Origin of the sequence: Halomonas garicola (assembly GCF_031935715.1) — a bacterium.
GTDB lineage: Bacteria > Pseudomonadota > Gammaproteobacteria > Pseudomonadales > Halomonadaceae > Vreelandella > Vreelandella garicola.
On sequence record NZ_JASSZF010000003.1, the window covers coordinates 1 to 24,016 of the forward strand.

Annotated in this window: 20 protein-coding genes, 1 tRNA gene and 1 pseudogene; 11 read left to right on the forward strand and 11 right to left on the reverse strand. The window is 63.4% G+C overall.

Features of this window, described 5'->3' with window-relative positions:
• Window positions 1-103: pseudogene (locus tag RS027_RS01810) on the forward strand (IS5/IS1182 family transposase); the annotation flags it as partial.
• Window positions 104-198: 95 nt separating this feature from the next.
• On the opposite strand, the gene RS027_RS01815 reads toward RS027_RS01810, so the two are convergent.
• Both RS027_RS01815 and folE read right to left on the reverse strand, forming a co-directional pair.
• A complete protein-coding gene (locus RS027_RS01815) occupies window positions 199-1,656 on the reverse strand; it encodes an NAD-dependent succinate-semialdehyde dehydrogenase (protein ID WP_311953094.1) in 1,458 nt (485 codons plus the stop codon).
• A 101-nt stretch (window positions 1,657-1,757) separates the two neighbouring features.
• On the reverse strand, window positions 1,758-2,318 hold the full coding sequence (gene folE / locus RS027_RS01820) for a GTP cyclohydrolase I FolE (RefSeq protein ID WP_311953097.1): 561 nt from the start codon (window positions 2,316-2,318) through the stop codon (window positions 1,758-1,760).
• Between the two features lie 225 nt (window positions 2,319-2,543).
• Here folE and RS027_RS01825 point away from each other — a divergent pair, with 225 nt between their 5' ends.
• Window positions 2,544-3,146, forward strand: coding sequence for a hypothetical protein (locus tag RS027_RS01825; RefSeq protein ID WP_311953099.1), 603 nt, complete (start codon window positions 2,544-2,546; stop codon window positions 3,144-3,146).
• Window positions 3,147-3,205: 59 nt separating this feature from the next.
• On the opposite strand, the gene RS027_RS01830 is transcribed toward RS027_RS01825, so the two are convergent.
• Both RS027_RS01830 and RS027_RS01835 read right to left on the reverse strand, forming a co-directional pair.
• Window positions 3,206-4,174, reverse strand: a complete 969-nt coding sequence (locus RS027_RS01830) for a serine/threonine protein kinase (protein WP_311953102.1) — start codon at window positions 4,172-4,174, stop codon at window positions 3,206-3,208.
• Window positions 4,175-4,205: 31 nt separating this feature from the next.
• Window positions 4,206-4,961, reverse strand: coding sequence for a ComF family protein (locus tag RS027_RS01835; protein WP_311953104.1), 756 nt, complete (start codon window positions 4,959-4,961; stop codon window positions 4,206-4,208).
• A 100-nt stretch (window positions 4,962-5,061) separates the two neighbouring features.
• Here RS027_RS01835 and RS027_RS01840 point away from each other — a divergent pair.
• From RS027_RS01840 to RS027_RS01870, 7 genes are all read left to right on the forward strand, one after another.
• A tRNA-Leu gene (locus RS027_RS01840) sits at window positions 5,062-5,146 on the forward strand.
• A 236-nt stretch (window positions 5,147-5,382) separates the two neighbouring features.
• The gene (locus RS027_RS01845) at window positions 5,383-6,012 is read left to right on the forward strand and encodes a hypothetical protein (RefSeq protein ID WP_311953105.1); all 630 of its coding nucleotides are present in this window, start codon (window positions 5,383-5,385) and stop codon (window positions 6,010-6,012) included.
• Between the two features lie 91 nt (window positions 6,013-6,103).
• The gene (locus RS027_RS01850) at window positions 6,104-7,114 is read left to right on the forward strand and encodes a hypothetical protein (protein WP_311953107.1); all 1,011 of its coding nucleotides are present in this window, start codon (window positions 6,104-6,106) and stop codon (window positions 7,112-7,114) included.
• Between the two features lie 190 nt (window positions 7,115-7,304).
• Entirely contained in the window at window positions 7,305-7,847 is a 543-nt protein-coding gene (locus RS027_RS01855; protein WP_311953109.1) for an FxsA family protein, read from the forward strand.
• A 242-nt stretch (window positions 7,848-8,089) separates the two neighbouring features.
• On the forward strand, window positions 8,090-8,383 hold the full coding sequence (locus RS027_RS01860) for a co-chaperone GroES (RefSeq protein WP_311882108.1): 294 nt from the start codon (window positions 8,090-8,092) through the stop codon (window positions 8,381-8,383).
• A gap of 56 nt (window positions 8,384-8,439) precedes the next feature.
• Window positions 8,440-10,083, forward strand: a complete 1,644-nt coding sequence (groL, locus tag RS027_RS01865) for a chaperonin GroEL (protein WP_311953111.1) — start codon at window positions 8,440-8,442, stop codon at window positions 10,081-10,083.
• Between the two features lie 131 nt (window positions 10,084-10,214).
• Complete coding sequence (locus tag RS027_RS01870) at window positions 10,215-10,976, forward strand: RNA methyltransferase (protein WP_311953114.1); 762 nt, start codon at window positions 10,215-10,217, stop codon at window positions 10,974-10,976.
• On the opposite strand, the gene RS027_RS01875 is transcribed toward RS027_RS01870, so the two are convergent.
• Window positions 10,973-12,319, reverse strand: coding sequence for a Na+/H+ antiporter family protein (locus tag RS027_RS01875; protein ID WP_311953117.1), 1,347 nt, complete (start codon window positions 12,317-12,319; stop codon window positions 10,973-10,975). The genes RS027_RS01870 and RS027_RS01875 overlap by 4 nt on opposite strands.
• Before the next feature lie 232 nt (window positions 12,320-12,551).
• Between RS027_RS01875 and RS027_RS01880 the strand changes: the two genes are divergently transcribed.
• On the forward strand, window positions 12,552-14,093 hold the full coding sequence (locus RS027_RS01880) for a cation:proton antiporter domain-containing protein (protein ID WP_311953120.1): 1,542 nt from the start codon (window positions 12,552-12,554) through the stop codon (window positions 14,091-14,093).
• Here the strand turns inward: RS027_RS01880 and RS027_RS01885 are convergent.
• From RS027_RS01885 to hmpA, 6 genes are all read right to left on the reverse strand, one after another.
• Entirely contained in the window at window positions 14,090-14,908 is an 819-nt protein-coding gene (locus tag RS027_RS01885; RefSeq protein ID WP_311953124.1) for a peptidylprolyl isomerase, read from the reverse strand. The two genes, RS027_RS01880 and RS027_RS01885, sit on opposite strands and share 4 nt — an antisense overlap.
• Window positions 14,909-14,947: 39 nt before the next feature.
• The gene (gene narI, locus RS027_RS01890) at window positions 14,948-15,631 is read right to left on the reverse strand and encodes a respiratory nitrate reductase subunit gamma (protein WP_311953127.1); all 684 of its coding nucleotides are present in this window, start codon (window positions 15,629-15,631) and stop codon (window positions 14,948-14,950) included.
• A 12-nt stretch (window positions 15,632-15,643) separates the two neighbouring features.
• Window positions 15,644-16,369, reverse strand: a complete 726-nt coding sequence (gene narJ / locus RS027_RS01895; RefSeq protein WP_376717570.1) for a nitrate reductase molybdenum cofactor assembly chaperone — start codon at window positions 16,367-16,369, stop codon at window positions 15,644-15,646.
• A 67-nt stretch (window positions 16,370-16,436) separates the two neighbouring features.
• Entirely contained in the window at window positions 16,437-18,014 is a 1,578-nt protein-coding gene (gene narH, locus RS027_RS01900; RefSeq protein ID WP_311953134.1) for a nitrate reductase subunit beta, read from the reverse strand.
• Entirely contained in the window at window positions 18,011-21,787 is a 3,777-nt protein-coding gene (locus RS027_RS01905; RefSeq protein WP_311953137.1) for a nitrate reductase subunit alpha, read from the reverse strand. The genes narH and RS027_RS01905 overlap by 4 nt, the downstream gene beginning before the upstream one ends.
• 227 nt (window positions 21,788-22,014) lie before the next feature.
• Window positions 22,015-23,184 (reverse strand): NO-inducible flavohemoprotein, encoded by a 1,170-nt coding sequence (hmpA, locus tag RS027_RS01910; RefSeq protein ID WP_311953141.1) that lies wholly within the window; start codon window positions 23,182-23,184, stop codon window positions 22,015-22,017.
• Window positions 23,185-23,423: 239 nt separating this feature from the next.
• On the opposite strand from hmpA, the gene RS027_RS01915 reads away from it, so the two are divergent.
• Complete coding sequence (locus RS027_RS01915) at window positions 23,424-23,873, forward strand: Rrf2 family transcriptional regulator (RefSeq protein ID WP_311953144.1); 450 nt, start codon at window positions 23,424-23,426, stop codon at window positions 23,871-23,873.
• Window positions 23,874-24,016 lie beyond the last annotated feature (143 nt).

Consider the following 24,016-nt stretch of genomic DNA (forward strand, 5'->3'; position numbering starts at 1 on the left):
ATTGAAACCGTATCGCGCCATTGCGACGCGCTACGATAAGCTCAAACGAAATTACGAAAGCATGGTGGCCTTGGCATGCGGCTTTTTATGGCTACCAATGTGAAACGTCAACAGGCCCTAGGCGCCAGGCACAAAAAAACCGGCGGCCCCGGGTAAAAGGGGTCGCCGGTTTTTTTTATCTGCGGGGCATCGCCCGGCCTAGCTGATATCCATGCACAGGTACTTGGTCTCGAGGTATTCATCCAGCCCCTGGTGGCCGCCCTCGCGCCCCAGCCCCGAGGCTTTCATACCGCCAAACGGCGCCGCGGCGTTGGAGATCGCTCCGGTATTGATCCCTACCATGCCGTACTCCAGCGCATCGGCAACGCGCCAGGTGCGCGCCAAATCCCGGGAATAGAAATACGAGGCCAGGCCGTAGCGGGTGTCGTTGGCCATGGCCACGGCGGTTTCTTCGTCATCGAAGGGGAAAACCGCCGCCAGCGGGCCGAAGGTCTCTTCCTGGGCCACGCGCATGTCCGCGGTCGCCGCGCTGATCAGCGTCGGCGAGAAGAAGTTGCCGCCCAGCGGGTGCGGATGGCCGCCCAGCAATAGCTCGGCACCTTTATCCACGGCGTCCTTGACGTGCTCGTTGACTTTGTTGACGGCATCCTCGTCGATCAGCGGACCAATATTGTTGCTGGCTTCCTCGCCGTCGCCCACGTGGAGTTCGCTGTGCATGGCCACCGCGAGCTTTTCGCAGAAGGCATTGACCACGCTTGTCTGTACCAGAAAGCGGTTGGTGCAGATGCAGGTTTGCCCGGTGTTGCGGAACTTGGCGGCCATGGCGCCTTCCACCGCGGCGTCCAGGTCGGCGTCTTCAAAGACAATGAAGGGCGCGTTGCCGCCAAGCTCCAGGGAGATTTTCTGCACGTGCTCGGCGGCCTGGGACATCAGCTGGCTGCCGACCTCAGTGGAGCCGGTAAAGGTAATCTTGCGCACCTTGGGCGAGTGGGTCATGGCCTGGCCGATGTCCCTGGCGCTGCCGGGCACCACGTTGAATACGCCGCGGGGGATACCCGCCCGCTCGGCCAGCAGTGCCAGGGCCGTGGCCGAAAACGGCGTCTGGCTGGCGGGCTTGACCACGATGGTACAGCCGGCGGCAAGCGCCGCCCCGGCCTTGCGCGTGATCATTGCCGCAGGAAAATTCCACGGGGTGATGGCGCCCACTACGCCCACCGGCTGCTTGGTCACCACGATACGCTGGTTGACCTTGGCCGCGGGCACGGTTTCGCCGTAGGCGCGCCGCCCCTCTTCGGCGAACCAGCGCAGAAAGCTGGCGGCGTAGGCAATCTCGCCCTCGGCTTCCTTGAGCGGTTTGCCCTGCTCGTGGGTCATCAGCATGGCCAGGTCCTGCTGGTGCTCGAGCATCAGCCCGTACCACTTGAGCAGCAGGTCGCCGCGCTCCAGGGCGGTCATCCCGCGCCAGGCGGGCAAGGCGGCATCGGCGGCGTCAATGGCGCGCCGGGTTTCGTCTCCGCCAAGGCGCGGCACGTTACCGATGAGATCCCCGGTCGCCGGGTTGTAGACGCTGATTTGCTCGCCGCTGTCAGCGGCCACCCAGCTGCCGTCAATGTAGGCAAACGGACAGTAAAGCTGGGTCTCTTTTAGCGATTCCATGAGTGCTCCAGACCAGTTCGTGGCGTTAAGCATGAAAGACCGTCGCCTTCATGCTAGGACGAAATACTCTTCATGACCAAGAAAACAAAGCTTGCCGGTGCTTAGCTGATCAGCGTCAAGAATTCCTGGCGAGTGGACTGATTACTGCGGAAGGTCCCGAGCATTACCGAGGACGACATGCTCGAGTTCTGCTTTTCTACGCCGCGCATCATCATGCACAGATGCTGGGCTTCGATCACCACCGCTACGCCGCGAGCCTGAGTCACGCTCTGAACCGCCTCGGCGATCTGCAGCGTCAGATTTTCCTGGATCTGCAGGCGGCGGGCGAACATGTCGGTGATCCGGGCAAACTTGGACAGCCCCAGCACCTTGCCGTTGGGCATATAGGCCACGTGGCACTTGCCGATAAAGGGCAGCAGATGGTGCTCGCAGATGGAATATAGCTCAATATCCTTGACCAGCACCATCTCGTCTGTATGGGAGTCGAACACCGCGCCGTTGACGACTTCGTCAAGCGTCTGGTGGTAACCCGCGGTCAAGAACTGCATGGCCTTGGCCGTGCGTTTGGGGGTGTCCTTGAGCCCTTCACGATCGGGGTCCTCCCCCAGCTGCTCCATGATCTGGCGGTAATGCTGGGCTATTGCATCGGTCTCATTAGTCATCAATAGGGTCTCGTTGGTCATTCTTGTGAGTCATCCCGGGGCGTTGGCCTGGCGAACACCCCGAGAACGGGCAAGACTATACAGCAGGCAGCCGGCAATGTTGTCTGGCGCGTGGCGCTCGGGCGGCTGGCGTTGGCGGGTCATCGGCAAAACCTCATGCTGTGATATAATCGCCGGCATTATTGACCCGTTAATCCGTAGCTACCCAACACGCGAGACTCCGCTATGCCTTCCATCAACATGCCTCTCTTCTCCGCCTGCATGTCTGCCCGCACGGGCGCTGGCGCCCTGTTAGCGGCGCTGCTGGCCGCCCCGGCCGGCGCCTTTGCCGCCACGCTCAGCCTGCCAAGCGATGCTACCGTGGACGTGGAAGTCGTCGATACCATCAGCTTTGCCGGGGGCGAGTCTCGCCAGGAAGGCATTTTATTAAGACCGGCTGATATTAGCCAGGCCTCAGCCACCCTGCCCGAGTACTGCGTCATCGTCGGCGACGCCCAGCGTGACGATGACCGCATGCGCATCACCACACACGACGTCACCTGCATCGAAACTGACAGTGCCACCAGCTCGATTTTTTCCGGCGAAATAGACGCCGCGGCCTACGATAGCGACGGCCAGTACGGCATTCAGTGTGAGGGCGACGACTGCCGCCTGCCCGCCGGGCACGCCTTTACCCTGACCCTGGGCGCGCCGCTTGAGATCACCGAGCAGGCCAACCCCTCGGAAGAAATCAACAAGCAGCGTCGCGAAGCCAGCGGTGCAGGCGTGGCCAACCCGATTCCCTCAGAGCGGCCCGACCCCGAAGATAGCCAGAGCGCCGGGGACTGATTACAGTCGTGGCACTGCTCTAAAGCCGGATAGCCTCTATCTCTCGGGCTCGCCTGCCTTCAGGCGAGCCAGCGCGTTGTTTCCAGCCGCACCCGCTGCTGCTCCAGCTGGCGAATATGCGCGTCCCAGTAGCCGCTTTCGCCAAGCCAGGGAAACGCCCGGGGGAAAGCGGGGTCTTCCCAGCGCGCCGCCAGCCAGGCGCTGTGGCGCACCATGCGGTGGCTGCGCAGCGGCTCGATCAGCTCAAGCTGCTCCTGGGGAAACGCCCGCTCTTCTTCGTAGCCTTCGCTGATTTCGCTGAGCTGGGCGCGCCAGGCGTCGGGCTCGCCCGTGGGCAGCAGCATCCAGATATCGTGGACGGCCGGCGCCATCAGGCAGTCATCGAAGTCCACCAGGGTAAAGGCCTCGTCGCGCCCCAGGATGTTGCCCAGGTGGCAGTCGCCGTGGCAGCGCGTCAGTGCCGGCATGGCGTAGCCTTCCAGCGCCTTCACCAGGCGATGCGTCACCGCTTCGTAGGCGCGCCGCTGCTGCTTGCCCAGCCAGCCGCTGGCGAGCACGTCGGCGCTTGCCCGGGCGGTGTCCGCCGCCGGTGACAGTCGCGGCCGATGGGTAAAGGCGCGTCGACCGGCGACGTTGTGCAGCCGCCCGAGCAGCCCGCCCAGCGCAAACAGGTGGGCGGGGTTGTCAAGCTCCGGCGCCTGGCCCGGCCGCTGGGGAAACAGCGTAAAGATAAAGCCGTCGAACCGATGCAGCGTGTTTCCGCCGTCCAGGCGCACCGGCGGTGCCACGCTGACCCCGGCGGCGTGAAGTTCGAGCAGGTAGTCGTGCTCTTCCTGAATAGCGGCCGCCGTCCAGCGCTCGGGGCGGTAGAACTTGACCACCCAGCGCCCGCCGTCGTCATCGCGAAACATCAGCACGCGATTTTCGTAGCTGTTCAGCGCAAAGGGCTCGCCGGCCGGATACACGCCGACCGACTCGATGGCCGCCATAACAACAGACGGCGATAAGGCGCTAAACGCGTGATTCATGGAAGTCTCCGCCGGGCAAAACGCCATGGTATCAGGACGCGCCCAGCGATGTACGCGCCAGCGCGTAGACCACCACTTCCCGGGCGCCGGCCCGGCGAGCGGCCAGCGCCAGGGCGTTGACCGTAGCGCCGGTGGTCATGACGTCGTCGACCAGAGCCACCCGCTCGGGTAACGGCGTTGCCACCGCGAAAGCCTCCGCCAGGTTGGCAAAACGCTCGCCGCGAGAGAGCGGGCGCTGGCTGGGCGTATCGACCCGGCGGCTCGCCTCAATCACGGGAAGGCCCAGGCGCGTGCCCAGCTGGCCGGCAAGCCACCGGGCCTGGTTAAAGCCGCGCTGCCGCGCCCTCGCCGGGTGCAGCGGCACCGGCACCAGCGCCTCCGCTGGCGTCTCATCCAGCGCCGAGACAAACAGCTCCACCAGCAGCGTGCCGGCGCGCGGCGAGGCATGAAACTTGAAGTCCTGCACCAGCTCGCGCACCGCCCCCTGATACACTAGCGGCACCCGGGCGCGCGCAAATGCCGGCGACGCCGCGCGGCAGCGGCGGCACAGCGCCTGCGCCCGGCTCAGCGGCTCGGCACACAGGCAACAGCCGTTGCGGTTCCAGGCAAGCTCCCGATAGCAAGGCATACACCAGCTTTGCTCCGGCGCCGGCTCGCCCAGGCAGAACGCGCAGTGCCCGGGCATGGCGCGGCGCAGGTGCTTTTCCAGCGTCGCCAGCGCACCGGCCACCCTGTTACCCGCCGCCCGGCCGTTCGCCACACGTTTTTTGTCAATGAGTGGGCGCACCTCCGTCCCCCCTTCGCTGTCCCGAACTCTCGCGGGCTATTCGACGCTCCCCGCCAGCGTTGACTTTACGCTCATGGTCAGTAAAATCCGCATTCGATCTGCGGATGTGGTGGAATTGGTAGACACGCTAGATTTAGGTTCTAGTGCCGCAAGGCGTGGGAGTTCAAGTCTCCCCATCCGCACCAGCTTATAATGTAACCCACTGATTTTACTGCTTTTCATAAGCCTCCCTGCCCAAAATCAGACAGCCAGTAGCCAAATATCGGGCGTTCCCCCCGCCCTTACTTGCCGATTCCAAACGCCGCTGCTTACCTGAACTCGGGCAAAAACGTTGTCTATTTCGGGCGTATTGCTCTGTTTCTTGCCTGCCTTTCTGACTACAATCGGTTTCAATTATCCAGGCTTAAAATAAGGAAAACCAATGGATTGGCTCAACGAAAACAGTCAGGCCATCTCGGCTGTTACCAGTGTCGTGACGGTGTTCGTGTGGATATTTTATGCCCAGCTGCTGTACGACGGCTACGCGCGCCAACGGCGTCCGCGGATCATCATCAACCGCGGCAAGGGCGTCGGCATGGAAGCCCTGTGCCTGATCAGCAACATGAGTGTCGAAGCCATTTACGTACAGCACCTGATCGCCGTGCTGCACACCCGGGATAAAAGTTACAGCCTGGACGTGGTCGAATACCAGCAGGAAGGCGATGAGGAGGTAAAAGGTGGCTATCGCACTCACCAGGGACCGCTGGCTTCCGGCAACCATCTGCACGTCGAGACGTTCAACTCGATTTTGCACCAGATTCTTCGCTACTGGGAGCTCGACAACGACATCCTGGACCAGGAAGGCCTCTGCCTTGGCATACGCGTCGTTGCTATCTACGGCTCCGAAGACATGCCCACCGGTGCCTGGCGTACTTTCGAAATGGACCTTTCTCAACCCCCTGAGCGCCAATTAACTCCCAGCACCATCGACACCCACCGCATGAGCAGCAAGCGTCAGCGCAAGCGCGTACTGGAATGGGTGAAAGATATCGAAATACACAAGGTATACTGACCCCGGAAGTCATCACCACAACTCAGGGATGGCCTGCCGGCGTCGTTACGGCGCCGGTATCGTGCCGCACCCGATGCCTGGATAACGCGGCATGAGATTACGCTTTACCTACCTGTTATTGACGCCGCTGGCTTGCGCCTTATCCGGCCATGCCGGCGCCGAATCCGGCGACTCCGCCGCGCCGACCGATAGCGACCTGCCCGACTGGGCCATCGAGCAAGTCGAGCCGCTGCGCAACAGCCTGGGCACCTGGGTCGACAATACTTCGCGCAGCCTCGACGGTTTTTTTGGCACCCCGGAAAGCCACGACGTCGACAACGAGTCCTACCTTCGCATCGGCCACGAGGTCGACTGGATGGAAGGCGACGGCGTAGATAACGATTTCAATCTGCGCTACCGGGTCGACTTGCCCACCGCGGAAGAGCGCCTGCGGCTGATCATTGAAAGCGACCCCGAGGAAACCCAGGGGACGCTTGCCGAGCAGGGGTCAGGAAGGCTGGCCAACGACCAGCGCGACCGGCGTACCTCAACGCTGGGCCTGGGTTGGCTTGAAAGCAGCGACAAACGCAAGAGCTGGAGTAACCGCGTAAGCGCCGGCGTACGCCTGCGCCTGCCGCTGGACCCTTACGTGCGCTTCACCAGCAAACGCCTGTGGCAGCTAAGCGACGGCCCCTGGCAGCTGGAGTCCGACAACCGTCTTTCCTGGTTCAACCACAACGGCTACTCGGCGCGTACCCGCTGGGACGTCGGCCGCCCGCTGTCCGCCTCCCGTCACCTGCGCTTTATCACCAACGTGCAGTGGCGCGAAGAGGAAGACACCCTAGAGTACGGCGAAAGCGCCGAGCTCAACCATCGGATCAACCGCCGCAGCGCGCTGCGCTACTCCGCCATTGCCATCGGCTCAAGCGCGTCTAACCCGCGCATGACCGACTACTATCTACAGACCCGCTACCGGCGCGATCTGCACAAGGGCGTGCTGTTTGCCGATGTCATCCCCGAGCTACACTTCCCACGCGACGCCAGCTACGAATCGCGCTGGGCCATGACCCTGCGCCTGGAAATGTACTTTCAGCGCCGGCTTTCCCGGAATTACTTCAACTGACCCGCCTGTACGGCCGGTCGAGCGCTTGTTTTACCCGCATGCTGCCACCATATTCTGGGCAACGATCTCAACAACGTGACGGAAAACGACCTCGAAGCGATCGTGAAAACGATTTTTAAAACAGCGCCACTCAACCCTACTCACCTTGTCGCGCCTTTGGAATACAGCTTGAGCGAGCCGGAGCCAGCCCATGCCGATATTGCTTTTCATCACCCTGTTTACCCTGCTCGATTTTGTCGTGCTGTTCAGCATCGGCGGCCAGATCGGGCTGTTGGCCACCCTGGCGCTGGTGCTGATCACCGGCATCGGCGGCCTGCATCTGATCCGCCGCGAAGGCGCCTATACGTTTGCCCGGGCGCGGGCGCGCCTCAACGCCGGCGAGCTGCCCTCAAACGAGCTTGCGACCGGCGCCGCGCTCATTTTCGGCGGTGCCCTGCTCATGGCACCGGGATTTTTGTCCGACGCCCTGGGCCTTGCCTGTTTGATTCCCAACGCCCGACGCCTGCTGTTCAAACTGCTCACCTGGCTTGGTTTTCGCGCAAGCATGGCCGGCTACCGGCAAGAAGGGCCGTCCTCCCACGCTCACCGCCAGGCCGGGGACCCCAGCGACTGGAACAACGCCCGTCCGCGGCATCGCCAAAAAGACTCGCCCACCGGCGGCCGCCATCAGCAGGAAGACGATGCGCTGGAAGGCGAATTCATCGCCCGGGACGAGGCGTCGCGGCGGCGTTAGCGGGCTTAGGCGCTAGCGTCATGAAAAAAGTCGCTTTTTTTCATTTACGCCCCTTGAAAGGAAGCTGCCAGCCCCCATTTTTTAGCCAGCACACGGAATCGACGGAGCCTGCAGGGCTCCGTCAGTAACAAAGAGGGTACGTTGTGCCTTCGGCTCCTGCCGGCCTGCCCGGCAAGAGCGCCATGAAAATCGCCTGTAAAGGCATTTTGTCGAGACTTATCGTCAATACCAGGAGAGCGTGAATGAATATCCGTCCCTTGCACGACCGCGTCGTTATCCGTCGCGTCGAAGAAGAACAGACCACCGCTGGCGGCATCGTGCTTCCGGGCAACGCCCAGGAAAAACCCACCCGCGGCGAAGTGCTGGCAGTGGGTAACGGCCGGATTCTCGACAGCGGCGATGTGCGCCCGCTGGACGTGAAAGTCGGCGACACCGTGATCTTCAAGGACGGCTTTGGCGTCGAAAAGGAAGAAATCGACGGCGAAGAAGTCCTGATCATGAGCGAAGCCGACGTCCTGGCCGTTGTGGAAGGCTAACCGCCCCGCGCTTTTACGTTTCCCGTTGACCGTTTCACCATTCAGGAAAAATCAACATGGCAGCTAAACAAGTCAAGTTCTCCGATGATGCTCGCAAACGCATGACTCGTGGCGTTGACGTCCTCGCCAACGCGGTGAAGGCCACGCTTGGCCCCAAGGGCCGCAACGTCGTGCTGGACAAATCCTTTGGCGCGCCGACCGTGACCAAGGACGGCGTTTCCGTGGCCAAGGAAATCGAGCTCAAGGACAAGTTCGAGAACATGGGCGCGCAGATGGTCAAGGAAGTGGCTTCCCAGACGTCCGACGCCGCCGGTGACGGCACCACCACCGCCACCGTTCTGGCCCAGGCCATCGTTGCCGAAGGCCTCAAAGGCGTCACCGCCGGCATGAACCCCATGGACCTCAAGCGCGGCATTGACCACGCCGTCACCGCCGCGGTCAAGGAAATCCAGGCGCTGTCCGTGCCCTGCACCGAGACCAGCTCCATCGCCCAGGTGGGCACCATTTCCGCCAACGGCGACAAGGACATCGGCGCGATCATCGCTGACGCCATGCAGAAAGTCGGCCAGGAAGGCGTCATCACCGTCGACGAAGGTCGCGGCTTTGACAACGAGCTGGAAGTGGTCGAAGGCATGCAGTTCGATCGCGGCTACCTCTCGCCCTACTTCGTCACCAACCAGGAAACCATGGCGGTTGAGCTTGAAGACCCCTATATCCTGCTGGTCGACAAGAAGATCTCCAACATCCGCGAACTGCTGCCGACTCTGGAAGCCGTCGCCAAGTCCAGCAAGCCGCTCGCCATCATCGCCGAAGACATCGAAGGCGAAGCGCTGGCCACTCTGGTGGTCAACAACATGCGCGGCATCGTCAAGGTCGCCGCCGCCAAGGCGCCCGGCTTCGGCGACCGTCGCAAGTCCATGCTTCAGGACATCGCGATTCTTTCCGGCGGCACGGTGATTTCCGAAGAAGTCGGTCTGACCCTCGAGCAGGTGACCCTTGACCACCTGGGCACTGCTCGGCGCATGACCATGTCCAAGGAAAACACCACCATCATCGACGGTAACGGTGCCGAGGCGGACATCGAAGCGCGCGTCAGCCAGATCCGCGCCCAGATCGAGGAAACCTCCTCCGACTACGACAAGGAAAAGCTCCAGGAGCGCGTGGCCAAGCTGGCCGGCGGCGTCGCCGTCATCCGCGTGGGTGCCGCTTCCGAAGTCGAGATGAAAGAGAAGAAAGCCCGGGTGGAAGACGCCCTGCACTCTACCCGCGCCGCGGTCGAGGAAGGCGTCGTGCCCGGCGGCGGTACCGCCCTGGTGCGCGTGCTGACCAAGGTCAAGGGCCTGACCGGCGACAACGAAGACCAGAACCACGGCATCAACATGGCCCTGCGCGCCATGGAAGCGCCGCTGCGCCAGATCGTCATCAACGCCGGCGAAGAGCCCGCGGTCATCATCAACCGCATCAAGGACGGCGAAGGCAACTTCGGCTACAACGCCCAGACCAGCGAGTTTGGCGACCTGTTCGAAATGGGCGTGATCGACCCGGCCAAGGTGACCCGCAGCGCGCTGCAGTCAGCGGGCTCCGTCGCCGGCCTGATGATCACCACCGAGTGCATGATCGCCGACGATCCGGACGAGCAGGAAGCCGCGCCGGACATGGGCGGTATGGGTGGCATGGGCGGAATGGGCGGCATGATGTAAGCCGTCAAGCCCACGCCTGACCCGCGAGTCTTCCTGAAAGGCTCGCCCGTAAAAAAAACCCCGCTGCGGCGGGGTTTTTCTGTTTTCATGGCCTTTCCGGCCCTCGTTTCCATCACTCAGGAGGCGCTGTTGTGCTATCCCGACTCCGCATCGTGCTGGTGCAGACCTTCCACCCTGGCAATATCGGCGCCGCCGCCCGGGCGATGAAGACCATGGGGCTTGCCGAGCTTGTGCTGGTCAACCCCCGGGCGTTTCCCGACGACGAGGCCACCCGGCTTGCCGCCGGCGCCGCCGACGTAGTGGACAATGCCCGAGTGGTCGAGTCGCTTGATGAGGCCGTGGCCGACTGCGTGCAGGTCATCGGCGCCAGCGCCCGGCTGCGCAGCCTGCCGCTTCCCCACTTCGACGAGCCCGACGCCATGGCGCAAAGCGCGTTACATAACGCCCAAAGCGCCCCGGTGGCGCTGGTATTTGGCCGCGAGCGCTCGGGGCTGACCACCGCCGAGATCCGCTGCTGCACCCATCAGGTCAGCATCCCCGCCAATCCCGACTACGGCATCCTCAACCTCTCCCAAGCGGTGCAGATACTCGCCTACGAGCTTCACCGGGCCTGGCGCACTCGGGAAGACAGCGGCTTTATTTACCAGACGCCGACCCAAGCCACGCCGCCCACCCGGGAGCAGTTCGGCCACTTTCAGCGCCACCTGCACGAGGTGATGGAGAAAAGCGGCTTTTTGACCCAGCCCCACGCCCGCACCGAAGAGCAGCTGCAGGCGCTGTTTGCCCGGGCCGAGCCCTCGCGCCGCGAGCTTTCGCTACTCAGGGGCCTGCTCAGCGCTCTGGAACCCGAAAGCCCAGACGATCCCGAGAGAGCCAACGAGGGGGACGGTTAGAGTAGCATCGCCGCCGCCCAGCCAAAGGCAATCATCGGCAGGTTATAGTGCAAAAACGTCGGCACCACGCTGCCCATGATGTGGTCGTGCTGGCCGTCGATGTTGAGCCCCGAGGTCGGCCCCAGGGTGGAGTCCGACGCCGGCGAGCCGGCATCCCCCAACGCCGCCGCCGTGCCCACCAGCACCGTGGTGGCCAGCGGCGAGAAGCCGAACTGCACCGCCAGCGGCACGAAAATAGCGGCGATGATGGGAATGGTAGAAAACGACGAGCCGATCCCCAGGGTAATGAACAGCCCCACCAGCAGCATGGCAATGGCGGCCAGGCCGCGGTTATCGCCAAACAGGGCAAAGGCCCCCTGAACCAGGGCGTCGATCTCACCGGTGGTTTTCATCACCTCGGCAAAGCCGGCGGCAGAGATCATGATAAAGCCGATCAGCGCCATCATGCGCATGCCGCTGGTGAAAAGGTCGTCGGCCTCGCGCCATTTGAAGATGCCGCCCAGGGATAAAAGCGCAATGCCCACCAGGCCGCCGAGAATCATCGAGCCGCTGTAAAGCTGCAGGCCAAGGGCGGCCACAATGGCAAGCCCGGACATCACCAGCCCCAGCGCGTGGGGCGCGGGGACAGTATGGCCGTCGCCGGCACCGATGCCGGCCACTTCCCGAGTTTCGTAGGTGCGCGGCCGGCGGTAGCTTATAAACACCGCCACGGCGAGCCCCACGGCCATGCCGCCCACGGGCACCGCCATGGCAAGCGGCAGCATGCCTCGGGTGATCTCAAGGCCCAGCGGCGCGCCGGCACTGTTGATGTTGGCAAGCAGTATGTCGTTGAGAAAAATCGAGCCGAAGCCCACCGGCAGCAGCATGTAAGGGGCAGTCAGGCCAAACGTCAGCGCGCAGGCAATGGCCCGGCGGTCCAGGTGCAGCTGGTTCATCACCTTCAAAAGCGGCGGAATCAGGATAGGGATAAAGGCGATATGCACGGGGATCAGGTTCTGGGACGAGATGGCCACCAGCAGCACGGCCCCCAGCAGCAGGTACTTGACCCGGGCCTGGCGGGCGGCGTCGGCTTCCTGGCCCAACATGCTGATCAGCCGACGAGCCAGCATGTCCGGCAGGCCCGAGCGCGAAATAGCCACGGCAAATGCACCCAGCGTGGCGTAGGCAAGCGCCACCTGCGCGCCGCCTCCCACGCCCTCATTAAAAGCATCAAGGGTTTGTTCAAGCGTCAGCCCACCGGCGATCCCGCCCACCAGCGCCCCCAGCACCAGGGCAAACACCACGGAAACCCGCGCCAGCGCGAGAGCGACCATCACCAGGACGGCGAGAATGACTGCGTTCATCGGCAATATCCAGAAACGTCAGGAGTGAGAGAAAGTCAGAAAAGCGCCCGATTTTAGCAGATAAGATGCCGCTCGCCGCTGGTGTTGACGCCGAGAAACGGTAAAATGCCGACGCGATCCGACCCCTTCGCCGGGGGTCGCCGCGCCGTTCCCAGGGAGGCCAACGCCGCTATGCCTTACGCCAACATGCCCGCCGGGCGCTGCCCGGGCGCCAACGCCACGCCTTACCCTCATGCTTGAAGTCGTCACGCTGTCGTTTGCCTTCGTGTTCGGCATCCTGGTGCGCCAGATCGGGCTGCCGCCGCTGGTCGGGTTTCTCGGGGCGGGGTTTGCGCTCAACGCCTTCGGCCCCGCCGTGGGGCTGCCCACCGATGCCGGGCCGATCCTTGAGCATACCGCGCACCTGGGCGTGCTGCTGCTGCTTTTCACCATCGGGCTCAAGCTCAACGTCAAGAACCTGATTGAGCCGGTGGTGCTGGGCAGCGCCTTTGCTCACCTGCTGATCAGCGGCGCGATATTTACCGCCGGGTTTATCTGGCTGGCCGGCCTGCCCTTGGAAACCGCCATTCTTCTCTCTATTGCGCTGTCGTTTTCAAGCACGGTGCTCGCGGCCAAGGTGCTTGAGGGCAAGGGCGAGCTGCGCGCCTTTCACGGGCGCATCGCCATCGGCATTCTGGTGATGCAGGATTTGATCGCGCTTGCCGTGCTCAGCGTCTACAGCGGGCAGACCCCGTCCATCTGGGCGCTTTGGGTGCTCGCCCTGCCGCTGCTGCGTCCGCTGTTCTACTGGCTGATGCGGGTGGCCGCCCACGACGAGCTGCTGGTGCTGATGGGCGTGGTGCTGGCCGTCGCCGCCGGCGGCATGGGGTTTCAGGCGGTGGGGCTGAGCTCGGAGGTGGGGGCGCTGGCCATGGGGCTTACGCTCTCGCGCCACCCCCGCGCCCAGGAGCTGTCCCAGGCGCTGTGGGGGATCAAGGAAGTGTTTTTGATCAGCTTTTTCCTGCAGATCGGCATGTCCGGGCTGCCGGATACCGAGGCGCTCACCTTCGCCGCGATTTTTGCCCTGCTGCTGCCGCTCAAGGGCGTGCTGTTCTCCGCCCTGCTCATCGCCTTCCGGGTACGGGCGCGCAACGCCTTTCTCGGCGGGCTGAGCCTGTCGGCGTACAGCGAGTTCGGCCTGATCGTCGCCGCCAGCATCATGGAGGAATGGCTGGTGCCGCTGGCGGTGACCGTGGCGCTGTCTTTTGTCATCGCCGCCCCGCTCAACCGCTTTGCCCACCCGCTGTTCGACCGCCTGGAAAAATACCTGGTGCGCTTTGAAACCAACACCCGCCACCCCGACGAACAGCCCGCCGACCTTGGCCAGGCTAACGTGCTGGTGCTGGGCATGGGGCGAACCGGCAGTGCGGCCTACGACTTTTTTGTCGAGCAGGGGGTGAGCGTCATCGGCCTCGACTCGGACCCCAACAAAGCCGAACAGAAAGGGCGCCACGTTCTCTACGCCGACGTCGAAGACGCCGGCTTCTGGCATCACCTGGACATGACGCAGCTGAAAGCCGTTACGCTTGCCATGCCCACCGTCGAAAGCAAGCTGATGGCCACCCGGCAGCTGAGAAAAGGCGGCTTTCACGGCAATATTATCGCCGGCCTGCACTTTCAGGACGAAGCCAGCACCCTCCAGGCCGCGGGCGTCGACCATACCTATCTGCTGATGTCCGGTGCGGGCATCGGCATTGCCGAAAAAACCTGCGAGTGCCTCAAGGCTCAGGCCTAGCGCATCAGGCTTGCGCCGCTGTCGTCATCCAGCGCCACGCCTTCCACGCCGATGTCGGACTCCAGCGCCAGCAGGTAGTGGCGCAGGCCGCGCCTTGTGGCCTGCTCGTGCAGGCTGCGCCGCACCTGGTCGGTCACTTCGTCGTAGGGCAGCTGGCGGCTTTCTTCGCGGTGATCCACTATCACCAGATGCCAGCCGTAGCGCGAGGCCAGGGGCCGGTCGTGCAGGCCCACCGGCAGATGCTTAAGCGCCCGGTCAAGCTCGGCAACGGTTTGGCCCGGCATGAGCCGGCCCAGGCTCCCGCCGTCGTCCTTGGACGGGCAGTCCGAATGACGCTGGGCAAGCTCGGTCATACGCTCGGGGTGTTCGGCGAGCTCGGAAAGCAGCGCCACTCCCTTGTGATACTGGGCATCCCTGGCTTCGGCGTCGTCCGGCGGCGCGGCCAGCAAAATGTGGCGCACCTCGATCAGCACCGGCTGGCTGAAGCGCTCGGGGTGGGTCTCGTAAAAACGCTTGCAGTCGTCTTCCGAGGGCTCGGGCACGGCAAGCTCGGCTTCCAGCAGCGCGGCGATGGCGTCACCCGACGCTTGTGCTTCGCTGTCTTGCGCCGCCAGCCCCAGCATCTGGGCTCGCTGGTGCAAAAGCTCGCGCACCACCAGCGCCCGGGCGGCCTTTAGCTGGGCACTGCCGGCGCTGTCCGCCGGGTGGTACTGCATCTCGGCGGCAATGTCCGCCTCGCTGATCTCGCGGCCGCCAACGCTCACCGGCGGCGGGGTTTGCGTCCCTGGCAGCTGTTCCACATCAATCATCTGCATGGCGATACCTTTGTCACTGTCGAATGATTCCGCTGACTTTTACCCCCGCTTGCGCACCAGCTGGTAGCGCCGAGTGACGTAGCCAAAGGGTATGCTCCAGACGTGCACCAGGCGGGAAAACGGGAACAGCAGGATGATGGTCAGGCCGAGGAAGACGTGGATCTTGTAGATCCAGGCCACGTCGGCCATGTAGTCCGCCGCGCCGCCGCTGAAGAACACGATGGCCTGGGCCCAGGACGCCAGGGTCAGCATCATCGCGCCGTCCAGGTGGCCAAGGGAGAAGAACACGGTGGTCACGCCGAGGGCAGCCTGCAGTACCAGAATCGCCAGGATCAGGGTATCCATGGTGCTCGAAGACGCCTTGACCCGAGGGTTATACAGGCGCCGATAAAGCAGCATGCCGCCGCCGATCAGCACCATCACCCCGGCGATGCCGCCGATGACAATGGCCACGATCTGCTTGGCGCCGGCGCTGATGAACGGCGCATAGATCCAGTGCGGGGTGAGCATGCCGAACAGGTGGCCGAAAAAGATCACCAGGATGCCGATGTGGAAGACGTTGCTCGCCAGGCGCATGTTCTTTGACGAGAGCATCTGGCTGGAGCCGGTCTTCCAGGTGTACTGGCCGTAGTCGAAGCGCAACAGGCTGCCCACCAGAAACACCGTACCGGCCAGATACGGATAGTAGCCATAGATCAGGTGCTGCAGGTATTCGATAAACATGGCGTTTCTCCTTTAGCCAGCGGACGGGCCGGACGGCATGATTTTCACGGGGTCACTGGGTACCGTGTTCTTGCGCTCGGCGAGCCGGCGTCCTTCTGCCGACTGCATCGCGCAGTCCTGATCCGATTCGGCGGTGAAGCTTACCGCCTCTTCTTCCCAGACGGCGTCCAGGGCTTCCGGCGTATCGTCGCGCTCCTCGGTGCGCGCGGCTTCGCGGTGGGCCTCGACCTCGCCTTCGGCGCCGATCAGCGCCAGCAGCGCCACGGGCACCAGGGCGTGTTCGGCGTCGCGCTCTTCCATGCGCGCGGCGAGCAGCGCCAGAATATGGCGGATTTCGCCCAGCCAGCGGGCAATATCCGCCTCGCCCCGGGTCGACAGGTACTCCAGAAACAGCGGCAGGTAGTCCGGAAGCTCCCGGGCATCGAGTTCAAAGCCGGCGTTCTCGTACTCGTTCATCAGGTCGACCATGGCCTGGCCGCGATCCCGGGACTCGCCGTGGACGTGCTCGAACAGCAAAAGCGAGGTCGCCTTGCCCTTGTCAAAAAGCGCTACGTACTCGGCCTGAAGCTCCAAAAGCTCGGCATCGGCAATGCGCTGGCACCAGTTCATCAGGGTGCGCCGGCGCGAGGTCGTCCAGCGGCGCTCGGCGTCGATGATTTCGATCATCTCGCCGGCGGCCTCCTGCAGCTCGGCGGTGGGATAGTCCAGAAGTCTCGCCAGCACCCGCAGGCTGAGCATTTCCACGTCCGACCCCGGCGCCTGCGCGCCGGGCCCTTGCGCGTCCGGGGTGTACGCTTCGGCCGCGTTACTCATGGGTCACCTCCATCTTGGTCTCCGACGGGGCATTTTTCTCGGGCTCATAGACGTCCACCGGCTTTACCATGGTGGCGGTAGTGGGATGGCCGTTGAACAGGCTTGGCGAGCTTTCGCCGTGGCAGCCGTCGCCGAAGCTGAAGCCGCAGCCGCCGCGCTCGGGGAAGGCGTCGGTGGCCAGTTCCCGGTGGCTGGTCGGAATCACGAAGCGGTCTTCGTAGTTGGCAATCGCCAGGTAGCGATACATATCCTCGACCTGAGCTTCGGTCAGGCCGACCTCTTCGAGCACGCTGGCATCAAGCTTGCCCTCCACGTGCTTGCCGCGCATGTACAGGCGCATCGCCATCAGCCGCTTGAGCGCCAGCACAATGGGCGCCTCTTCGCCCGCGGTGAGCATGTTGGCCAGGTACTTCACCGGAATGCGCAGCGATTCGATCTTCGGCATGATGCCGTCGAACTCGACGTCGCCGGCCTCGGCTGCCGACTGGATCGGCGACAGCGGCGGCACGTACCAGACCATGGGCAGAGTGCGGTATTCCGGGTGCAGCGGCAGCGCCAGGCCCCAGTCCATGGCCAGCTTGTACACCGGCGATTCCTGGGCCGCCTTGATGACGTTGTCCTGCACCCCGTCCTTCTTCGCCTGGGCGATGACCTCGGGATCGTGCGGGTCGAGGAAAATCTCGCGCTGGCGGTGATAGAGATCCTGCTCGTCCGGGGTGCTGGCGACCTCTTCGATGCGGTCAGCGTCGTAGAGCAGCACGCCCAGATAGCGGATGCGACCCACGCAGGTTTCCGAGCACACCGTGGGCTGGCCGACCTCGATGCGCGGATAGCAGAAGGTGCACTTCTCGGACTTGCCCGACTTCCAGTTGTAGTAGATTTTCTTGTACGGGCAGCCGGAAATGCACATCCGCCAGCCGCGGCACTTGTCCTGGTCGATCAGCACGATGCCGTCTTCCTCACGCTTGTAGATCGCGCCGGACGGGCACGCCGCCACGCAGGTGGGGTTCAGGCAGTGCTCGCAGAGCCTCGGCAGATACATCATGAAGGTGTTTTCAAACTGGCCGTAGATGTCGGCCTGCACCTTTTCGAAGTTGATGTCCTTGCGCCGCTTGGCAAACTCGGTGCCAAGTATCTCTTCCCAGTTGGGGCCCCACTCCACCTTGGTCATGCGCTGGCCGGAAATCAGCGAGCGCGGCCGCGCGGTGGGCTGGTGCTCGCCCTGCTTGGCATTGTGCAGGTGCTCGTAGTCGAAGGTGAACGGCTCGTAGTAGTCGTCGATTTCGGGCAGGTCGGGGTTGGCGAAAATATTTGCCAGCACCCGCCACTTGCCGCCGATGCGCGGGGTGATCTTGCCGTTCTTGCCGCGCATCCAGCCGCCGCGCCACTTGGCCTGGTTTTCCCATTCCTTGGGGTAGCCGATGCCGGGCTTGGTCTCGACGTTGTTGAACCAGGCGTATTCCACGCCTTCGCGGCTGGTCCAGACGTTCTTGCACGTCACCGAGCAGGTGTGACAGCCGATGCACTTGTCGAGGTTCAAGACCATGCCGACCTGGGAGCGAATTTTCATTTAACGGCCTCCTGAACGTAGTCGTTGTTTTCGCCGTCGAGCCAGTCGATGTTGTGCATCTTGCGCACCAGCACAAACTCATCGCGGTTGGAGCCCACGGTGCCGTAGTAGTTAAAGCTGTAGGAAAGCTGCGCGTAGCCGCCGATCATGTGAGTCGGCTTGGGGCATACCCGAGTGACCGAGTTGTGAATGCCGCCCCGGGTGCCGGTGATCTCGGAGCCGGGGATGTTCACGATGCGCTCCTGGGCGTGGTACATCATCGCCATGCCGTTCTTGACCCGCTGGCTGACCACCGCCCGGGCGGCAATGGCGCCGTTGGCGTTGTAGGCTTCGATCCAGTCGTTGTCTTCCACGCCGATGGACTGGGCGTCGTCTTCGGACATCCAGATGATCGGCCCGCCCCGGGACAGCGTCTGCATCAGCAGGTTGTCCGAGTAGGTCGAGTGGATCCCCCACTTCTGGTGCGGGGTGAGGAAGTTGAGCGCGATTTCCGGGTTGCCGTTGCCCTGGGGCTCGGACACGCTGGCCGCCGCCTTGGTGTCGATGGGCGGACGATACACCAGCAGGCTCTCGCCGAAGGCGCGCATCCAGGGGTGATCCTGATACAGCTGCTGGCGGCCGCTCACCGTGCGCCACGGAATCATCTCGTGAACGTTGGTGTAGCCGGCGTTGTAGGACACGTGCTCGTCTTCCAGGCCCGACCAGGTGGGACTTGAGATAATCTTGCGCGGCTGGGCCACCACGTCGCGGAAGCGAATCTTTTCGTCTTCCTTGGGCTTCGCCAAGTGGGTGTGGTCGCGACCGGTGATTTTCGACAGCGCCCCCCAGGCTTTTACCGCTACCTGGCCGTTGGTTTCCGGCGCCAGGGTGAGAATCATCTCGGCGGCGTCAATGGCGCTGTCGAGCAGCGGCTGGCCTTTCGCCGGGCCGTCGAGTTTGCGGTGGTTGAGGTTGCGCAGCAGCTCGACTTCACTTTCGGTTTGCCAGTTGATGCCCTTGCCGCCGTTGCCGACGCTCTCAAGCATCGGGCCCACCGAGGTAAAGCGCTCGTAGGTTTCCGGGTAGTTGCGTTTGACCTCGACCAGGCTCGGCATGGTCTTGCCCGGAAGCGGCTCGCACTCGCCCTTCTTCCAGTCGAGCACCGCGGTTTGCGCAAGCTCCCCGGGGGAGTCGTGCTGCATGGGCAGGGTGACCAGGTCGGTCTCCTCGCCCAGGTGGCCTACGCAGGCCTTGGAGAACGCCTTGGCAATGCCCTTGTAGATGTCCCAGTCGCTGCGCGACTCCCACGCCGGGTCGGTGGCCGCGGTCAGCGGGTGGATGAAGGGGTGCATGTCCGAGGTGTTGAGGTCGTTTTTCTCGTACCAGGTGGCCGTGGGCAGCACGATGTCGGAATACAGGCAGGTGGTGGACATGCGAAAGTCCAGGGTCACCAGCAGGTCGACCTTGCCTTCCGGGGCCTCGTCGTGCCACTTGACCTCTTCGGGCTTGTGCGCGCCGGCCTCGCCCAGGTTCTTGCCCTGGATGCCGTGGCGGGTGCCCAGCAGGTACTTGAGCATGTACTCGTGGCCCTTGCCCGAGCTGCCCAGCAGATTGGAGCGCCAGATGAACATGTTGCGCGGGAAGTTCTGCGGGTTGTCCGGGTCTTCCGAGGCAAAGCTTAGCTTGCCGCTCTTGAGCTGGTCGACCACGTAGTCGGCGGTGCCCATGCCGGCCTTTTCCGCCGCGCCTGCCAGGTGCAGCGGGTTGGTGTTGAGCTGGGGCGCGGACGGTAGCCAGCCCATGCGCTCGGCGCGCACGTTGTAGTCGATGAGGTTGCCGGAGTAGTCCTTGGCCTGGGCCAGCGGCGAGAGCAGCTCCTTGATCTCGAGTTTCTCGTAGCGCCACTGGCTTGAGTGGTTGTAGAAAAACGAGGTGCCGTTCATGTGGCGCGGCGGGCGCTGCCAGTCCAGGCCGAAGGCCAGCGGCGTCCAGCCGGTTTGCGGGCGCAGCTTTTCCTGGCCCACGTAGTGCGACCAGCCGCCGCCGGTTTGGCCGATACAGCCGCACATGATCAGCATGTTGATCAGGCCGCGGTAGTTCATGTCCATGTGGTACCAGTGGTTCATCCCGGCACCGACGATGATCATGGAACGGCCGCTGGTCTTGTGGGCGTTGTCGGCGAACTCCCGGGCAATGCGGGTCGCCTGTTCGGCGGGCACGCCGGTGATCTTCTCCTGCCACGCGGGGGTGTAGGGGCGCAGCTGACCGTAGTCGGTAGCGCCGTCGTCTTCGCCTTCGGCGCCAAAGCCGCGGTCGATGCCGTAGTTGGCGCACATCAGGTCAAAGACGGTGACCATCAGCACTTCCGTGCCGTCGGCTTTGGTGACCCGCTTGACCGGCAGGCTGTGGTAGAGGATCTCGTCGTGGACGCCTTCGTTCTTGACGCTTTCGAAGTGCTTGTGCTCGATGCCGCCAAAGTACGGAAACGCCACCCGAGCCACTTCGTCACGACGTTTGTCGAGGCTCAAAAGCGGCGCAAGCTCGGCGCCGTCGGCGTCCAGGGACTCCAGGTTCCACTTGCCGCGGTTGACCTCGTCCTCGTCCCAGCGAAAGCCGATGGAGCCGCGCGGCACCACCAGCTGGTCCCGGGCTTCGTCCCAGACCACGGTTTTCCATTCGGGGTTGTTGCCCTGGCCAAGGCTCGCCTCGAAGTCGCTGGCGCGCATCTGCCGGCCCGGCGCGTAGCTGCCGTCTTCGCGCGGCTCGAGCTCGACCAGGCACGGCATGTCGGTGTAGCGGCGCACGTAGTCGGTGAAGTAGGCGCTGGGGTTGTCGAGGTGGAATTCCTTGAGGATCACGTGCCCCATGGCCAGCGCCAGCGCGGCGTCGGTGCCCTGCTTGGCGGACAGCCACTCGTCGGTGAGCTTGGAGACTTCGGAATAGTCCGGGGTGATCGAGACGGTCTTGGTGCCCTTGTAGCGGACTTCGGTGAAGAAGTGGGCGTCGGGCGTGCGCGTCTGGGGCACGTTGGAGCCCCAGGCGATGATATAGCCGGAATTGTACCAGTCGGCGGATTCGGGCACGTCGGTCTGCTCGCCCCAGGTCTGGGGGCTGGCCGGCGGCAGGTCGCAGTACCAGTCGTAGAACGACAGGCAGACGCCGCCGATCAGCGACAGATAGCGCGCCCCGGAGGCGTAGGAAATCATCGACATGGCGGGAATCGGCGAGAAGCCGATAATGCGGTCCGGCCCGTACTGCTTGGCGGTGTAGACGTTGGAGGCGGCGATGATCTCGTTGAGCTCGTCCCAGTCAGCGCGGACGAAGCCGCCCATGCCCCGGGCGCGCTTGTACTGCTTGGTATGGGCCGGGTCTTCGACAATCGCCGCCCAGGCCTCAACCGGGTCTTTCTTGTCCGCGAGCACCTTGCGCCACAGCGCCAGCAGCGGCTTTCTGATCAGCGGATACTTGAGCCGGTTGGCGCTGTACATGTACCAGGAGTAGCTGGCGCCCCGGGGGCAGCCGCGGGGCTCGTGGTTGGGCAGGTCCGGGCGGGTACGCGGATAGTCGGTCTGCTGGGTTTCCCAGGTGACCAGGCCGTTCTTGACGTAGATTTTCCAGCTGCACGAGCCGGTGCAGTTGACGCCGTGGGTGGAGCGCACGATCTTGTCGTGCTGCCAGCGGCGGCGGTAGCTGTCTTCCCACTGGCGAGACTCCTGGCGCCGCTCGCCGTGGCCGTCGGCAAACGGCTCGCGAGGCTTGCGGAAAAAATTCAGCCGGTCAATGAAGTGACTCATGGTCGATCTCCCTGGCTTTTACAAAAACGCTTCAAAAAAAGGCTTTCATAAAACGCGATGGTCTAAAGCACTTACCTGGTAGCAGGTATCTTGAGATCGATTTTGACGGATTGAACGGCCGATTTCTGCCCGGTTACCTCTATAAACTCACCCCCTACCACTAAGGGGATAGGGGGTGAGGTCAAACCTTCGCGATCGGCTGAGGCGCGGCGTGCCGCGCGGGCGGCTTAGGCGGCGCTTAGCGCCTTGGCCGGGCCGAAGTATTCATAGTGGCGGTGGGTTTGAGGCACGCCCAGGTGCGCAAGCCCCTGATTCACCGCGTCCATGAAGCCGTGGGGGCCGACAAAGTAGCAGCGCGCGCTGTCGGGCAGGCAGGCTTCCAGCAGCGCCTGGTTCACTCGGCCCTGGTAGTCCGCCGCATCGCCCTGCTCATGCACGGTGACGGCTTTCAGCGTCTGCGGGTGCTGGCGCGCAAGGCTTGCCAGCGCATCGGCAAAGGCGTGGTGCTCGGCATCTATTGCGGCGTGCACGTAGGTGACCCGGCGGCCTTCGGCAAGCGCCTGGCGCGCCATGGGCAGAAGCGGCGTCTGCCCCACCCCGCCGCTGATCAGCAGCAGCGGCTCGTCGCCCTGGGCCAGGGTCAGCTCGCCGGCGGGCGGCAAAAGCTCGATGCTGTCGCCGACATTCAGACGGTCGTGGAAGTGGCGGCTGGCAAGGCCTTCGGGCTCGCGCTTGATCGACAGCCGATAGCTCTGCCCGTTGGGCACGTCGGACAGGCTGTAATGGCGATATACCGGCTTGCCGTCGATCTCGAGCTTGACGCCGATATACTGGCCCGGCGCATGCTCGGCTACCGGATCGCCGTCTTCGGGCTCGAGGATAAACGAGCGGATCACCCGGCTTTCCTGGTGGGTCGCCGCAATGCGGAACCGCCGGGTGCCGCGCCAGCCGCCGGGGCTGTTTTCAAACTGCTGATAGCGCTGCTCTTCAAGCTCGATCAAAAGCCCGGCGAGCTCGTTGTAAAGCGCCGTCCAGGCGTCGGCTACCTCGGGGGTGACGGCGTCGCCCAGCACCTCGGCGATGGCTGCCATCAGGCACTCGCCAACGATGGGGTACTGCTCGGGCTGGATATCCAGCGAAACGTGTTTGTTGACCACGGTTTCCAGGGTGGCGCGCGCGGTTTCCGGGGTCTGACGCAGCTGCACATAGGCCAGAATGGCGCTGGCCAGCGCCCGGGGCTGCCCGCCGTCCTGCTGGTGGGCCTGGTTAAACAGCGAGGCTACCTCGGGGTAGCGTTCAAACATCAGGGGGTAAAAGCGCTGGGTAATGGCGTCGAGGTGTTCGGCGACCACGGGGGCGGTGGTATCGATGATCTGTTCTTGGGCCTGCGTAAGCATGGCTACCTCTTGTGTCAAGCGTGTATTGCTATCAAACGTTGCTACCGGCTCATCTCAAGGCGAGGGGGAACGCCATAAGATGTATATAAAATGCATCTTAAATATACCAAGCATGCCCCCTCGCGGCAATTAAACCGCGACAATTGACCGCCGCTAGCCGAGCCTTTTGGCGCCCTTCCGCGTTAGCAAAATACGGCAGAGCTCGTACAATAGAGGAAAGGTTTTTCAGGCGACATTTTATGCATTTAACGCGATTTACCGACTATTCCGTTCGCGTGCTGCTTTATCTGGCCACCAAAGGGGAAGAGCGCTCGACCATCAGCGAAATCGCCAAGACGTTTGATATTTCGCGCAACCATCTGATGAAGGTCGTCCAGGAGCTGAACCAGAAAGGCTACCTGAAAGCCATGCGCGGCAAGCACGGTGGGCTTTTGCTCAACCGGCCGCCGTCCAGCATCAACCTCGGCGCCGTGGTCCGCGATACCGAGCAGGAAATGGCGCTGGTCGAATGCTTCCGCGAAGACAACGCCTGCGTGATCACCCCCCACTGCCGATTGCAGCCGATTCTTGCCGAGGCGCTGAACGCCTTTCTCGGCGTGCTCGACAAATACACCCTGGCCGACATGCTCGACGGCCGCAGCACAGAGCTTGCCCGGCTGCTGAGAATTCCCGCCGCCAACGTCTCTTGACGCCCGCCGCGCCACCGCGGCCATCAGCCCAAAGAGGTAGCGCGACCACTTCTTATACCTCCAAAGACGTAATACACTGCCCGTGCCCAGGGATGATCCACAGGCCGCGCCTTACCCTGGAACTGATTCGCTCACGGGAGTTG

Coding starts and splice junctions, on each gene's coding strand:
- groL (WP_311953111.1), top strand. CDS start 8,440: ATGGCAGCTAAACAAGTCAAGTTCTCCGATGATGCTCGCAAACGCATG.
- RS027_RS01885 (WP_311953124.1), bottom strand. CDS start 14,908: ATGCAGATGATTGATGTGGAACAGCTGCCAGGGACGCAAACCCCGCCG.
- RS027_RS01825 (WP_311953099.1), top strand. CDS start 2,544: ATGCCTTCCATCAACATGCCTCTCTTCTCCGCCTGCATGTCTGCCCGC.
- RS027_RS01860 (WP_311882108.1), top strand. CDS start 8,090: ATGAATATCCGTCCCTTGCACGACCGCGTCGTTATCCGTCGCGTCGAA.
- RS027_RS01880 (WP_311953120.1), top strand. CDS start 12,552: ATGCTTGAAGTCGTCACGCTGTCGTTTGCCTTCGTGTTCGGCATCCTG.
- RS027_RS01855 (WP_311953109.1), top strand. CDS start 7,305: ATGCCGATATTGCTTTTCATCACCCTGTTTACCCTGCTCGATTTTGTC.
- RS027_RS01845 (WP_311953105.1), top strand. CDS start 5,383: ATGGATTGGCTCAACGAAAACAGTCAGGCCATCTCGGCTGTTACCAGT.
- RS027_RS01915 (WP_311953144.1), top strand. CDS start 23,424: ATGCATTTAACGCGATTTACCGACTATTCCGTTCGCGTGCTGCTTTAT.
- RS027_RS01850 (WP_311953107.1), top strand. CDS start 6,104: ATGAGATTACGCTTTACCTACCTGTTATTGACGCCGCTGGCTTGCGCC.
- narH (WP_311953134.1), bottom strand. CDS start 18,014: ATGAAAATTCGCTCCCAGGTCGGCATGGTCTTGAACCTCGACAAGTGC.
- folE (WP_311953097.1), bottom strand. CDS start 2,318: ATGACTAATGAGACCGATGCAATAGCCCAGCATTACCGCCAGATCATG.
- narI (WP_311953127.1), bottom strand. CDS start 15,631: ATGTTTATCGAATACCTGCAGCACCTGATCTATGGCTACTATCCGTAT.
- RS027_RS01830 (WP_311953102.1), bottom strand. CDS start 4,174: ATGAATCACGCGTTTAGCGCCTTATCGCCGTCTGTTGTTATGGCGGCC.
- RS027_RS01815 (WP_311953094.1), bottom strand. CDS start 1,656: ATGGAATCGCTAAAAGAGACCCAGCTTTACTGTCCGTTTGCCTACATT.
- RS027_RS01905 (WP_311953137.1), bottom strand. CDS start 21,787: ATGAGTCACTTCATTGACCGGCTGAATTTTTTCCGCAAGCCTCGCGAG.
- RS027_RS01875 (WP_311953117.1), bottom strand. CDS start 12,319: ATGAACGCAGTCATTCTCGCCGTCCTGGTGATGGTCGCTCTCGCGCTG.
- narJ (WP_376717570.1), bottom strand. CDS start 16,369: ATGCTCAGCCTGCGGGTGCTGGCGAGACTTCTGGACTATCCCACCGCC.
- hmpA (WP_311953141.1), bottom strand. CDS start 23,184: ATGCTTACGCAGGCCCAAGAACAGATCATCGATACCACCGCCCCCGTG.